The 13,157-nt window shown below is 58.2% G+C and carries 13 protein-coding genes; 3 read left to right on the top strand and 10 right to left on the bottom strand.

Going from position 1 to position 13,157, the window contains the following annotated elements; translation table 11 throughout:
- Window position 1 precedes the first annotated feature (1 nt).
- Together HMPREF0183_RS02525 and HMPREF0183_RS02520 are read left to right on the top strand one after the other, a co-directional pair.
- Window positions 2-1,186, top strand: coding sequence for a sensor histidine kinase (locus HMPREF0183_RS02525; RefSeq protein WP_005882498.1), 1,185 nt, complete (start codon window positions 2-4; stop codon window positions 1,184-1,186).
- The gene (locus HMPREF0183_RS02520; protein WP_005882496.1) at window positions 1,183-1,797 is read left to right on the top strand and encodes a response regulator transcription factor; all 615 of its coding nucleotides are present in this window, start codon (window positions 1,183-1,185) and stop codon (window positions 1,795-1,797) included. The genes HMPREF0183_RS02525 and HMPREF0183_RS02520 overlap by 4 nt, the downstream gene beginning before the upstream one ends.
- A gap of 2 nt (window positions 1,798-1,799) precedes the next feature.
- On the opposite strand, the gene dnaG is transcribed toward HMPREF0183_RS02520, so the two are convergent.
- From dnaG to HMPREF0183_RS12005, 8 genes are read right to left on the bottom strand one after another with little or no spacing between them, the layout of a single operon-like run.
- Complete coding sequence (gene dnaG, locus HMPREF0183_RS02515) at window positions 1,800-3,677, bottom strand: DNA primase (protein WP_005882494.1); 1,878 nt, start codon at window positions 3,675-3,677, stop codon at window positions 1,800-1,802.
- Window positions 3,678-3,691: 14 nt separating this feature from the next.
- Window positions 3,692-4,972 carry a deoxyguanosinetriphosphate triphosphohydrolase gene (locus HMPREF0183_RS02510; protein WP_005882493.1) on the bottom strand — a complete coding sequence of 427 codons (1,281 nt, stop codon included), beginning with the start codon at window positions 4,970-4,972 and terminating at the stop codon, window positions 3,692-3,694.
- Entirely contained in the window at window positions 4,973-6,148 is a 1,176-nt protein-coding gene (dusB, locus tag HMPREF0183_RS02505) for a tRNA dihydrouridine synthase DusB (protein ID WP_156798060.1), read from the bottom strand.
- 53 nt (window positions 6,149-6,201) lie between these two features.
- Complete coding sequence (locus tag HMPREF0183_RS02500; protein ID WP_005882489.1) at window positions 6,202-6,810, bottom strand: response regulator transcription factor; 609 nt, start codon at window positions 6,808-6,810, stop codon at window positions 6,202-6,204.
- Window positions 6,807-7,865: a sensor histidine kinase gene (locus HMPREF0183_RS02495; protein ID WP_005882488.1), complete on the bottom strand. Its 1,059-nt coding sequence runs from the start codon at window positions 7,863-7,865 to the stop codon at window positions 6,807-6,809. The genes HMPREF0183_RS02500 and HMPREF0183_RS02495 overlap by 4 nt, the downstream gene beginning before the upstream one ends.
- Window positions 7,866-7,875: 10 nt before the next feature.
- Window positions 7,876-8,655, bottom strand: a complete 780-nt coding sequence (locus HMPREF0183_RS02490) for an ABC transporter permease (RefSeq protein ID WP_005882486.1) — start codon at window positions 8,653-8,655, stop codon at window positions 7,876-7,878.
- Window positions 8,652-9,584 (bottom strand): ABC transporter ATP-binding protein, encoded by a 933-nt coding sequence (locus HMPREF0183_RS02485; RefSeq protein WP_005882484.1) that lies wholly within the window; start codon window positions 9,582-9,584, stop codon window positions 8,652-8,654. The genes HMPREF0183_RS02490 and HMPREF0183_RS02485 overlap by 4 nt, the downstream gene beginning before the upstream one ends.
- A 26-nt stretch (window positions 9,585-9,610) precedes the next feature.
- On the bottom strand, window positions 9,611-10,156 hold the full coding sequence (locus HMPREF0183_RS12005) for a hypothetical protein (protein WP_005882482.1): 546 nt from the start codon (window positions 10,154-10,156) through the stop codon (window positions 9,611-9,613).
- A 130-nt stretch (window positions 10,157-10,286) separates the two neighbouring features.
- Here HMPREF0183_RS12005 and HMPREF0183_RS02475 point away from each other — a divergent pair, with 130 nt between their 5' ends.
- Window positions 10,287-11,636 carry an L-lactate permease gene (locus tag HMPREF0183_RS02475; RefSeq protein WP_040347720.1) on the top strand — a complete coding sequence of 450 codons (1,350 nt, stop codon included), beginning with the start codon at window positions 10,287-10,289 and terminating at the stop codon, window positions 11,634-11,636.
- Window positions 11,637-11,640: 4 nt separating this feature from the next.
- Here HMPREF0183_RS02475 and HMPREF0183_RS02470 read toward each other — a convergent pair whose 3' ends face one another.
- The gene (locus HMPREF0183_RS02470; protein WP_005882478.1) at window positions 11,641-12,471 is read right to left on the bottom strand and encodes an amino acid ABC transporter permease; all 831 of its coding nucleotides are present in this window, start codon (window positions 12,469-12,471) and stop codon (window positions 11,641-11,643) included.
- Window positions 12,468-13,130 (bottom strand): amino acid ABC transporter permease, encoded by a 663-nt coding sequence (locus HMPREF0183_RS02465; RefSeq protein ID WP_005882476.1) that lies wholly within the window; start codon window positions 13,128-13,130, stop codon window positions 12,468-12,470. The genes HMPREF0183_RS02470 and HMPREF0183_RS02465 overlap by 4 nt, the downstream gene beginning before the upstream one ends.
- Window positions 13,131-13,157 lie beyond the last annotated feature (27 nt).

Raw genomic sequence — 13,157 nt, 5'->3', positions numbered from 1 at the left:
GATGTCGCACAGTCAGTTGCCGCAGATCCTGCGCGCTATGCGCGTGACCCTGCATGTCGCTTTTGCTGTCATGCTGGGTGTGGGAGTCGTGCGCTTCATCGTCACATTTGATCAGCACCCGGCCGTGCTCATGATGATTCTCATTTTGACGTTGATGCTTGCGGGGCTGTACCTGGTGGGCACGGTCGCCGAAATGCAGCACTCCAAACATCCTGAGCGTTTCAACCCTATTCCGCTCAGGTCGTGGTGGCTAGCGGCGATCCTCATTTTGTGGGCGGGCCTGATGCTGTCGTCCATGAGTTTCGCGTGGGTGAGCTTTCCCCTGTTTTTTATTGTTCTCCACGCGTACCGGCCGTATGTGGCAGCTCCAGTGATCCTGGTCATGTTGTTCACGATTCTGGCCAGTTCGTATCGCCACGGAGTATTCAATACCGGGTACTTGTTGGGCCCTACGATAGGGGCGTGTGTCGCAACCGTGGTGAGCATCCTGTACCAAGAGCTGCGAAAAGAGGCCGAAGCCATGGGCAACGCGTACGAGGAACTGCAACGTGCACAAACGCAGATTTCTTTGAGCCAGCACCGGGCGGGTCGTCTTGCTGAACGTGAGAAGCTCGCCGCAGATGTCCACGACACGCTTTCACAGGGCTTCACCTCGATTCTTCTTTTGAGCCGCTCGCTCGAACCGCATGTGGACACTTCCGGGCGTGAAACCCTTCATCTCATCGAAGATACCGCTCAAAGCAACTTGCAACAGGCCCGTGAATTCTTACACGGGTCCCCTCTTGGCACCTCTGACTTACACCCCACTCTGAGGGCGGAATGTCACGCAGTTGAACGGGCGAGTACCGCAGTGGGCGCTGACATCGACTGCGAGTTTGAAGTGACCGGGGACCCATACCCGCTCACACCGGAGGTGAAACAGTCGCTGATCCGTGCCACGCAGAGCCTGTTGTCCAATGTGTCATTCCATTCACGGTGCACGCGTGCAAAGGTGACTTTGGCGTACTGGGACGCCCACGTGAGCTTAGACGTTGTGGATAACGGAGTGGGCTTTGCGGGGGCGTACGGCTACGGCTTGCGCGCTTTGACTGAAAGGGTAGCGAGCGTACGAGGTCAGCTCTCTGTCGAGACCGCTGTTGGCGAAGGCTGTTCAGTGCACATTGTGATTCCGGTGGAGGATAGATGATTCGGGTTCTCTTAGTCGATGACCATCCGGTTGTCCGAGCGGGTTTGAGCGCGGTTCTTAACACTGGGGACGACATCGACGTAGTGGCGCAGGCTGGAACGGGCCGCGAAGCACTCGACATTCTGGCTTCCACCCAGGTCGATGTTGTGGTCAGCGACATTCAGATGCCCCAGATGGACGGCGTGGAGCTCACTGCGGAGCTGGGAAGAATGGGCGGCCCACCGGTGTTGATCTTGACCACTTTCGACACAGAGAACCTCATCGTTGCTGCCATGAATGCAGGTGCGCAGGGGTATCTTCTCAAGGACGCGCCACCAGAAGAGCTCACGCGTGCTGTTCGCGCGGTGAATGAGGGCAGACCGGTCATGTCTGATGAGGTGACTGTGGCCCTGACACGCAGGCTCACGCAGCCGCGCACGTCACTTTCTGCCCGTGAGCTTGAGATTCTCCAAGCTGTTGCCACCGGACACACGAACAAAGAGATTGCCCAAGAGTTGTTTATTTCCCAGGCCACAGTGAAGACACACTTGGTTCATATCTTCGACAAGTTGGGTGTGGACAATCGCACCAGCGCTGTTGCGAAAGCACGCGAACAGCAGCTGATTGACTGACGTCACATGAACTGCCGTAGGTGAACGCGTTGCTGTTCTAACAGGGTGAGTTGTTGTAACAATTCCGAGGTCGTTGCGGTGTCGTTCGGGTCCGTGCGGCGCAGGCGGGCGTGGAGGAGTCCGCTAATTCGCACCATGTCTTTGTCGAACAGGCGGGCTACGATTCCTCGGCTGTAGCGCTCGATTCCGTCGGCATTGGTGGCAGGAAGTGGCGCCATAGTGAGTTCGCTCACCAAGGGGACAAGCTCGTGGGGTGTTGCTTCGCGGACGGCATCTGCCCAGCGTGCGGGGTATTCGGCGCCGCTCCGCACTCCCCCGGCCTGTTTCATCGCTTCGTGAATGGCGCGGTGGCGAGGGTCGTCGAACACTTTTCCGTTGAGCGCGTCAAAGAGTTTGGCGTTGACGTACTGCGGGTACTGGAGTGCCACCATGAGTGCTCCGCGTTCCACCCGGTACCCCGCTGACTGGGTGGGGTCCGGTCCGCTGAGCGGGCTCTGAGTAGCCTGTTGAAACTGGTGTTGAGGCTGGTTGGGTTGTTGCTGGTTTGATTGCTGACGCTGGTTCTGATTGCGCTGGTACGCCCGCACCGCGCGTACCACTTGGTCGGTGTCGACTCCTACCAGGCCCGCTACGTAGCGTTCATATCCAGGTCGCAGCGCCACGTCTTTGATGCCCGCGATCACGGGTGCGGCCGCTCTGATCGCTGCTACTTGACCTTCGACTGTTGAGGCGTCGAACTGTGCGACGGTCATGTCGATGACGAACTCAAAAAGCGGGCGTCTGGATTCGATGAGGTCACGCACGGCCCCTTCGCCTTTTTCCTTCCAGAGGTCTGCGGGGTCACGTCCGCCCGGTTCAACCACGACCGAGGTCTGCGCCAAGAACCGCTGATCGTCACCGAATGCTTTCAAGGCTGCTTTCTGTCCGGCTTCGTCACCGTCGAAGGTGAAGATCACTTCCGCGGTCGCGTCGTCGTTCATCATGCGCCGAAGGATACTCACGTGTTCAGATCCAAAAGCGGTTCCACACGTGGCGACGGCTTGCGTGACACCGCTGATGTGGGCGGCCATGACGTCCGTGTAGCCTTCAACAACCACTGCGCGTTTCGTCTTTGCGATAGGACGTTTCGCGAGGTCAAGACCGTAGAGCACTTTGTTCTTGTGATACACAGGCGTCTCTGGCGTGTTGAGGTACTTAGGGCCTTGGTCCTCATCAAACAGTTTGCGAGCCCCAAAACCGATCACCCGCCCGGTGACATCCCGGATGGGCCACATGAGACGACCTCGGAAACGGTCATAGTGACCGCGCCTGCCCGCAATGACAAGACCGCCTTTTTCCATGTCCTCAACTCGGAAACCGCGCCCGCGCAAGTGCGACAGCAAACCATCCCAACCCTGCGGGGAGAAACCAACGCCGAACGTGTCCAGCGTCTGCTGTTCGAAACCTCGGCCCGCCATATATTCCCGTGCAACGGACGCGACAGGTGACGCGAACTGTTCACGGTAGAAGTCCGCTGCGACCTGGTGCATTTCCATAATGCTTTGACGCACGGAACCCGAATCTCCACTGGGTGCGCCGGTATAGGACAGTTGGACTCCGGCGCGTTCGGCCAGGCGTTGAACGGCTTCAACGAAAGTGAGGCCGTCCATTTCCATGATGAACTCAAAAACGTCACCGGATTTCCCACACCCAAAACAGTGATAACGCCCGATCGAAGGCCGGACGTTGAAGCTGGGGGTGCGTTCGTCATGGAAGGGGCACAGGCCCTTCTTCGAGTCGATTCCCGCGTTCTTGAGCGATACGTATTCGCCTACGACTTCGTCGATAGGCGAACGCGACCGAACCTCGTCGATATCTTCTCTGCCGATACGTCCCACCATGGTGCCTACGCTACCTACAACAGAGTTGCGGTGTTGGCTTGCATCTTGTGGTATTCCGCCCATGCTGAGTGGTCGGTGAGCGAGGCCACTTGGTCGACGACGATGCGCACTTTTGCACTGTCGTCTTCAGCGTCCCGGTAGTCGCACCAGAACATGGTGTCCATGGACTCCGGGTGGGTCATGTAGTAGTCACACAGATCGCGCAGAACCCCGGCCTGAATACGCTGGAGGCGCACGCGGTCTTCGGCCACCATGACCGTCACGGTGGCGAGTCCCTTGAGAACCGCGATTTCATGGCGCGTGGCAGCCGGAACGACGACGTTGCCCGCGTACCTGGTGAGGGGTTCCCACCCGTATTCTTCACGCGTGGCCGCTTCGGTTGCCGAGGTGAACCGTCCGATGAGCTGGCTCGTCATATGCTTAAGCGTTGCCTGTGCCCGGCGCGATCCGTCGTAGGGTTCCTTGGGCCAGTACTTGGCGGCTTGCAGGCGGTCGAACGCCGCCACAATGTCGTCGTCGCGCGCCCCTGGCATGTACCACGACCGGGTCACGTCGATGAGTCCTGCGAGCGCTTCGTCATGTGTGTAGGCGAACAGGTTCAAGTGACCGGAGTTCACTGCGTCTTCCACGTCGTGAACGCAGTAGGAGATGTCGTCGGACACGTCCATGATCTGGGCTTCGATACACCTGGTTCCGCTGTCCCGGCCCTCGCGTACAAAGTCGTAGACGTCGCGGTCGTCGTCGTAAACGCCAAATTTTCGGATCGACCCTGACGCGCTTTTCGGCGTGGGGGCTTCTGCGCGGCTCCACGGGTATTTGATACAGGCGTCCAGAGTTGCGCGCGTGAGGTTGAGGCCAGCAGACCTGCCGTCTTCCAGCAGAACTTTCGGTTCCAGACGGCTTAAGACTCTCAGCGTCTGCGCGTTCCCTTCAAACCCACCAATGTCTTTGGTCACTTCGTCTAGGACGGTTTCGCCGTTGTGTCCAAAGGGAGGGTGCCCGAGGTCGTGGCTCAGGCACGCTGTTTCGACAATGTCTGGGTCCGCGCCTAGGTACCGGCCCAGTTCACGTCCTACCTGGGCCACTTCGAGTGAGTGGGTGAGGCGGTTACGGACGAAGTCGTCCGTTCCGGGTGAGACCACCTGGGTTTTTGCCGCGAGACGGCGCAGTCCCGAGGAGTGCAGGACACGACCTCGGTCGCGTTGGAAAGCTGAACGGCGCGGGTTCTTTGCGGCTTCGTCGACCCACCGTTCGCGGTCGGTGCCGCTGTATTCGCCTGTCTGACTTACCAGCACTTATCCGCCTGACACGTCGAGTTCAGCAAGGGACAGTTCTTCGCGCAGGTCTTCGCTAAAGGTGCGCGATGACAGCCACCCGTCGGGAAGGTGCGGACGCTTCGCCCGGGTGGTGCGACCTCGGGACCCTTCTGCCGCCTCACCGGGGTACGGTGCGGTGTGGTCGAGTTCGTCTAGCAGCGCGCGCAGTTCCTCTAACGAGGACACGTGCGCCAGCCGTTTGCGGAGGTCTCCACCCACGGGGTAGCCCTTGAAATACCATGCGATGTGTTTGCGCAGGTCACGCACACCGTAGAACTCGTCGTCATAGTATTCGGCCAGATACACGCCGTGGGTGTACACGGTTTGGGCAACTTCACCTAAGTTGGGACGAATGCGTTCATCAGATCCGTTCAAAGCCGCCTGCAGATCACCAAACAGCCACGGACGGCCCTGACAACCTCGGCCAATCACAACTCCGTCGCACCCGGTTTTCGCCATCATGGCTTGAGCGTCCTCGGCGCTGAAAATGTCGCCGTTACCCAACACGGGTATGGCGTCACCGATCGTGTCTTTGAGCCTAGCGATCGCGTCCCAGTCGGCGGTTCCGGAGTAGAGATCAGCAGTAGTGCGACCGTGCAAAGTCATGGCTGCGACTCCAGCGCGGGCTGCGATCTGACCGGCGTCAAGGTACGTCAAGTGATCTGCGTCGATGCCCTTGCGCATTTTCACGGTCACGGGAATGTCGCCGGCTTCGCGAACTGCGGTGGTGACAATCGCTGTGAAAAGGTCGATCTTCCACGGAAGCGCCGATCCCCCGCCTTTGCGGGTCACTTTGGGCACTGGGCAACCGAAGTTGAGGTCAATGTGGTCGGCCCGGTCTTCTTCGACCAGCATCCGTACCGCCTGCCCTACGGTTACCGGGTCGACTCCGTAGAGTTGAACCGACCGAGGTGTTTCATAGGGTTCGTGATGGATGATCCTCATGCTTTTGGGGCTGCGTTCGACCAGTGCGCGTGTGGTCACCATTTCGGTGACGTAGAGGCCAGCGCCGTATTCGCGGCACAGACGGCGGAAGGCCGTGTTGGTAATTCCAGCCATGGGCGCCAACACAACCGGGGAGTCCAATTCAATAGGACCGATTGAAAGCGCAGGCGGGGTGGCAGGCACATTGGGTCGTTCGATTACAGCAGTCACCCTTCTATTGTCTCGTGGTAGTCAAATTGGGTGAAGCTGACTCACAACCATTCTCACAACCATCCGCGTTTGGCAGCTTCGATTGCTGCCGTTGAACGGTTGTCGACCCCGAGCTTGCTGATCGCTGATGACAAGTGATTGCGGACTGTTCCCTCGGATAGGAACAGTGAGTCTGCGATTGTACGGACACTTGCCCCGGTGTGGGCAACTGCGAGGACTTCGCGTTCGCGTTCTGTCAGCGGTGACGGGCCCAAGGAAATCGACTCGATCGCTAATGAAGGGTCGACGGCCTGTTCTCCGCGGTGGACTTTTCGGATGGCTTCAGCAAGTTCCTCTGCAGGAGCGTCTTTGACGACAAAGCCTTTCGCACCAGCGGCAAGTGCCCGTTGCAGATATCCCGGGCGACCAAATGTGGTGACAATGAGAACCTTGGTATCGCACCCCTTGTCGTGTAGTTCACGTGTCGCCTCTATTCCGTTGAGGCCCGGCATTTCGATGTCGAAAAGCGCTACATCAACACTGTTATTGAGGCACATGTCGACAGCGTCGGTGCCCGATGCCGCTTCGCCCACAACAGTGATATCGGGTTCTAACCCGAGGAGTGCCGACAGTGCTCCCCGGACGAGCGCCTGATCGTCTGCGATAGCAATGTTGATGGTCATGCAAACTCCACACGTAGCTCGGTTCCGTCTCCCATGTCGCTCAACGTCACGGTGCCGCCTGCTTCGTCTACTCGGCGACGTAGCCCAGTGAGACCGTGTCCTTCACGGCTTCCTTCTAGGCCGTTTCCGTTATCCGTTACGGTGACCCCGTTGTCATCAAATGCGAGTGTGCATGATGTCGCGTTGGCGTGGCGGATGATGTTGGTACTGGCCTCGCGTACAGCCCATGCCACGACTGCTCGGCGTTCCGGATCCCATGTCGCCCAGTCTCCCTGGCGCGTGACGTGAACACCGGCGGCACGCATGGCATTCTCTGCTTCATCTACCTGTGTTGCCAGATCTGGTGTTCGTAGGCGCCCAACGGTCGTTCGCACATCCTCAAGCGCACGCTGGTTCAGGGTCATGAGCTCCCTCAGTTCAGCTTCACATCGCGCTGGGTCGGTGTGCACAGTTTTCAGAGCAAGCTGGGATTTCAAGGACACCACAGTGAGCGTGTGTCCTAGCATGTCGTGCACGTCGCGTGAGATAGCTTCGCGCTCCTTAACAAGATCGAGCTCGTTCTTCATTTTCTGTTCGGCAACTTCACGAACCTCAATGAACTTCACCAACGTCAAACACAGGATCACGAGAGCGGGCCCCGCTACGGACATGAGAAAACTCTGTGGACTAAAAATCAGAGGCACTGCAACCGTGAAAAATAGCGTCGCAGTTGACCAGCACAGAGCAGCAACGAATGACAGTCCGAAGACACCCAGGGACGCGAAGTACGGAGCAAAGGACGTCACCGCCACGCCCAAGGAGGGAATCGTCAAACACACCGGAATGAGCAGAAGACCCGCCGCGGCAACCACGTGTCGTATTTTCAGTGGTTCGACCCGGTCAAACGGCTTCTGCCCACTCACCGCAATCCAGCAGTAGACCACACCGAAGAGAACCGTTCCACAGGTCCCTAGGACCTTCCACCCGACTGCTACCGGATGCAGCGTCCACACGAGCACCAGCGGGATGATCAGAAAAACGAGCCAGATCAGCCCGTACATATTCCGCGCGTTCATGCCCTACTTCCTATTTGCGCCCAGTTCCGCGACGAGCGCCTATGACACAAAGTACCGCGAAAACAATCGACCATGCCACCACGTTGAGAAGGATCTGCCAAAATTCGTACTGAATCACATCACCTGTAGCCGCGTCGAAGCTTTCACCTTGATCAAGTGGGTACGCCGCCAACCGAGTGATGCCCCATACGGGGACAAACACGGACACTTTGAGCAAGATTCCGGACAAGGGCATAAACGCGTTACCCAAAAACATCATGACGACAACAAGCCCGCTAGCAGCGCTTACTGCTGCTTCACTGCGGAACAGCAGTCCAAAGGCTAGGCCGTAAAGTGCAAACGTGACTGCGCCTAAAATCAGTAATCCAAACGTCGCTGGCCACACCCACGCGTCCATGCGCGTGCCAACAAACAGCCCCGTAACATACACCGCTCCCACCGCAAGGATCGAATATGTCAGTGCAACGACAACCTTGCTTGTGATGAACCCAGCTGTGGGGAATGGAGTAATGCCGATTTGCCGACCCCACCCCTGCTGAAGTTCGACCGCCGCTGACCCAGCGAGTCCTGTCGTTGCCGTAATCGCGGCGTAGGCGCCCATGTTGACCATAATGCTCGCGGTGACATTCCCCCGACCGCTGCCCAGTTCGTTACTCGAGAAGTCTGCCATGGTTCCGAAAATGACGAACATGAAAACCGGCAAGAAGACTGCGAAGAAAAGCCCCACGTACTGTCGCAGATTGCGCTTGAGGTCAATCCAGATGTATCCCGTGTTCAGAATCGTACTCATGAGTTCTCCTTGGTTGTGAGGAGCGCGAACACGCTGTCAAGGCTGGCCGTGTGGATTTCTAGATCACACGCTGTGGTTTCGGTGAGCAGATAGCGTGCAGCGGAGTCCGCGTCGTCACATGTGAGCTCAACGCGGTCGCCTGAGCGCTGTATGTTCGTCACACCCGGCAGCTGACTGATATCAAAATCAGCCTCCAGATGCGCAGTGATTGTTTTGCCTCCTAGACGAGAGCGCATTTCACTCGTGGGACCATCGGCAATAATCTGCCCGTGTGCCATGAGCACCGTTCGCTGTGCGAAGTCTTCAACTTCCTTCAGATAGTGCGAAGCGAAGATGATAGTGCGTCCTTCGGTTGCTTCGGAGCGCATCGTTTCCCAGAACGCGGTACGAGCATTCACGTCCATCCCCGTGGTGGGTTCGTCAAGAATCAGCAAACGGGGATCCGGAAGCAACGCCAAAGCAAAGCGGAGCCTCTGCTGCTCACCGCCCGAACACTTGGATACCCTGCGGTGCGCAAGTGCCTCAATACCGGCCCGGTTGATGGCCTCATCGGCACCAATGTGGTTTGTATGGGTGGAAGCGATCATCTGCACGGTCTCCTTGACCGTGAGGTCCCCTAGGAGCGCACCCGTTTGAAGGATTGCCGACACGTGCCCTAAGCGCACCGCTTCTTTTGCACTCACCCCCAGCACGCGCAACGAACCGCTGTCTGGTTGCGACAGTCCTAACACCATGTCAAGGGTCACGGTTTTCCCTGCCCCGTTGGGACCTAGAAGGGCCACGATCTCGCCTTGGCCAACTGTGAGCGAAAGGTCGTTGACCGCGCGTACCTGCTTACCCTTTGGACCCCGGAAGGATTTAAGGACGTGTCTGATCTCAAGTGCGGGAGTATCCGCATCACTGCATGTGACCGAGCTGTTTTCGTTCATACTTTTATTCTTGAGAACCAATCGTTTCAGAACGGGTAGCCGTGTTTGATGAGGAAGTTGATGCCCGAGACGATGGCGAAGAGGAGAAACGTCACCGCGATCCAGGGGCAGGCCCAGCGACTCGTCGCATAGGTACCGCGTCGCAACGCCGGCAGCATCAGCAACAGCCCGATCACCTGCACGATCGTCAGCACGAGATACGACCAATCCTCGAACACCCAGACCAGCGCCACGAAGTGCAACGCCACGCACAGCCCGATCCACCATCCGTACCATCGTGTCTGCTTGCGGCGAGCGAGCACGATGCATCCACCGCCGATGATCACTGTCTCGGCCAGCACGACGAGGCCGAACACCCAGTAGCGCCCCTCGAGCATGGTCGGCGTCGACCAGTTGCGCCACACCAGGATCCCGAACGCGATCGCGAAGAGGAGCCCGATGACGGAGCCTGCTCCCAGCCAGCCGCGAAGTCTCGGCTTCGGGTCTTCCTGTGACCATCCGAACCATCCGGCGGCCATCACAGCGAGCCAGGCGATTGCGAACGCCTGGTCCCGCACGAACTCGGTCAGCATGATTCTTCTTCCTCAACCGTGAGCGAGCTGTTTTCGTTCATACTTCTAACTTTAAGGACCAAGCGTTTGAGCACATGAGGCAAAAATCATGACCTAGCCATGACAAATGTCATGCTGATACAACAGAGAAGTGAATCCGTTACTCGCGTCTGTCCCCCTCGTGCTTCCGTGCGTGTTGTTGGCGTGCAGGCTGTCGCCCACAGTCGCCGGCGTGTGTGCGGTGGGCGCAGCCGTGCTGGTGGTCTTGTTCACCGGCGCTCCCCTCGACTGGCCCAGCCTGCCCGACTATCTGGGTATCACCGCTGAAGTTCTGTTCATCTTGCTCAACGGCATGATCTTGGCCAGGCTCATGCAGATCAGTGGTGCGATGCGCTCCATCGGCAACTGGGTCTCAAACGCCACTCCCGGAATCGGCGCTGGTACCGCGTTCGTCGTCTTTGGAGTGGTGCCGTTTGTCGAGTGCGTCACCGGATTTGGGATCGGCGTGACCGTGGGTGTCCCGATCCTGGTGACCTTGGGCCATAAACCGGCAAAAGCTGCCCTTTTTGGCCTTCTGGGTTTGTGCGCAGTTCCGTGGGGCGCCTTGGCTCCGGGAACCGCTGTTGCGAGCTCGCTAACCGGTTTTGATTTCACCACCCTGGGAGTCATGTCCGGGTGGTACAACTCGGTGGTACTTGTGGTCGTTGCGCTCACAGTTGCGTGGGGAACAGGGCTTGCGCGAGCGGCTCTTCCCACGTTCGCCTCAGCCGGGTTCCTGTGGGGTTCAATCCTTGTGACAAACCTGCTCATTGGAACTCCGCTTGCCGGTGTGATCGGCTCCGCGCTACTCATGGGTCTGTCCCTGGTGGTGTACCGCTTGGGTGGGGCCCGTATCCCGGCTCCTCCGGTTCGCGAACTCGTGCCCTATGCGGTGTTAGCGGGCGGTCTGTTGTGCGCCAGCGTGCTTGCCATGTTTGTTCCTGCCCTGGAATGGTTGGCGCTCCCGCCCGTGTGGTTGGCTGTTGCGTGCGTCGTTGCGTACCGGGTGTTGCCCGGGCAGTCGGGGATGATCGCCGAGGTGCCAGAGGCTTTGCGCTCATGGGTTCCCATTGGCGTGAGCACGGGGCTGTTTATGATCCTGGGGTGGGTCATGGCGGCCTCCGACATGAGTACCGCAATTGGGGAGGCGCTGAGTCCGGCAGGCGCGTGGCCGGGTCCCCTCTTGGGTGCCGTGGGATCGATTCTGACCGGTTCAAACACCGCATCAAATGCGATGTTTGCCCCTACCATTGCAACACTCTCAGTAACGGGTAGCTTAAGCGTTGTCGCCGCCGCTAATGTGGCTGGTTCGTTCATGATTTTGGCGGCCCCGCCACGTGTTCTCATGGCCGTCACGTTGGCTGGTGACCGAGAGTCATACGGCCGCACGCTCATGTGCGCAATAGCAATCGCCAGCGCTCCCCCACTTGTAGGTGCGGTAGCGCTGGCGATATGGCTGTAGTCCTTTAGTCTTCGCCCTTGGAAGTTCCTGTGGTAGCCGCGGTCTTGCGCTGCATGCGCGATTCGAGCCACCGCGCAATTCCGGCGACGATCAGGTTGATCGCAATGTAGATCACCGCGCCCACGATGAACGTGGGGAGCAGATTTCCGTACTGGCGACCAATGATGTTGACCTGGTGGAGAAGGTCTTGGTACGTCACCATATAGCCCAAAGCCGAGTCTTTGAGAAGAACCACGATCTGAGCAATCAGCGTGGGCATCATAGCCCGGAACGCCTGTGGCATGAGCACCAGACTCATCGTCTGCGAATCGGACAGTCCGATCGACTGCGCTGCTTCACGCTGCCCGCGGGGCACTGCCAAGATCCCGGCGCGAACGACCTCGGCGATCACCATGCCGTTATACAGTGTTAGCCCAATCACCACCGGCCAGAACGACCCAATGGTCTTTCCGAACAGCAGGTACGTTGCAAAGATCAACAACAGAACCGGGAGTCCACGGAAGAACTCCAGCACTAAGGTCGCTGGGACCGAAATCCACTTCTTAGACGACAGGCGCAAAAGCGCAAACACGACCCCCAGAATGAGCGCCAGAACGGACGCGACAACCGCGACCTTGAGGGTAGCGAGGAGACCTTTGAAAAGTGCCTTCTGGATCGTCGCGTAGGCGAATGGTTCCCACTTAGCTGCGTCGAGCTGACCGGCAGCAGAGAACTTCCACACGACAAACGCAACAATTCCAAGGAGCAGAACACCTGAGACGATCGACAGGATCACATTGTTGCGCTTGCCTTTGGGTCCTGGCTCATCGAATAGCACCTGAGTAGATGCGCTCATCGGTGAATCACCCACTTGTTTTCCAGAATTGTGAATACTCGGCCAAGAATCAGTGCCAAAATCAGATAGGACACGGCTGCTCCGGCAATGACGAGAAGTGTGATGTCACCACGCATCTCGATCGCGTTGCGCATCGCTGAAATGATCTCTCGGTTGTTGAACGCTGATGCGATTGACGTGTTCTTCAGCATCGCAATAATGACGCTTCCCAAGGGTGGAATGACCGTGCGAAACGCCTGTGGCATGATGACGTAGCGCAAGGTTTGACCAAAGTTCAGACCAATCGCACGGGCTGCTTCTGCCTGCCCTACCGGGATCGTTGAAATACCTGAACGGAGAACTTCAGCGACGAAGCAACTGGTGTAAGCGATGAGTGCAACACATGCGAGCACAAACGAGTTGATAGCCGAATCATGGCTTGCGCGGATATCCAAAAACGGCAACCCGAACACGCAGAAAAACATCACAAGCGTCAGAGGCGTGTTTCGTACCGTGGTGATGTACACCGAGGCAGCAGCTCGCAACACCGGGGTTGGTGACACGCGCATGGCAGCCAGGATTGAACCCAGCACCAGGCACCCCACCAAGGTGACGCCAAAAAGCTTCACCGTTCCCCATACACCGCTGAGGAACAGCATGACAATATCAGCGAAATCCACAAGGATCCTTCTCAGACTGGTGGTCGC

It is taken from the genome of Brevibacterium mcbrellneri ATCC 49030 (assembly GCF_000178455.1).
GTDB classification, from domain to species: domain Bacteria; phylum Actinomycetota; class Actinomycetes; order Actinomycetales; family Brevibacteriaceae; genus Brevibacterium; species Brevibacterium mcbrellneri.
The sequence above is the reverse complement of the archived record's forward strand: the minus strand, read 5'-3'. Positions and strand labels throughout refer to the sequence as shown.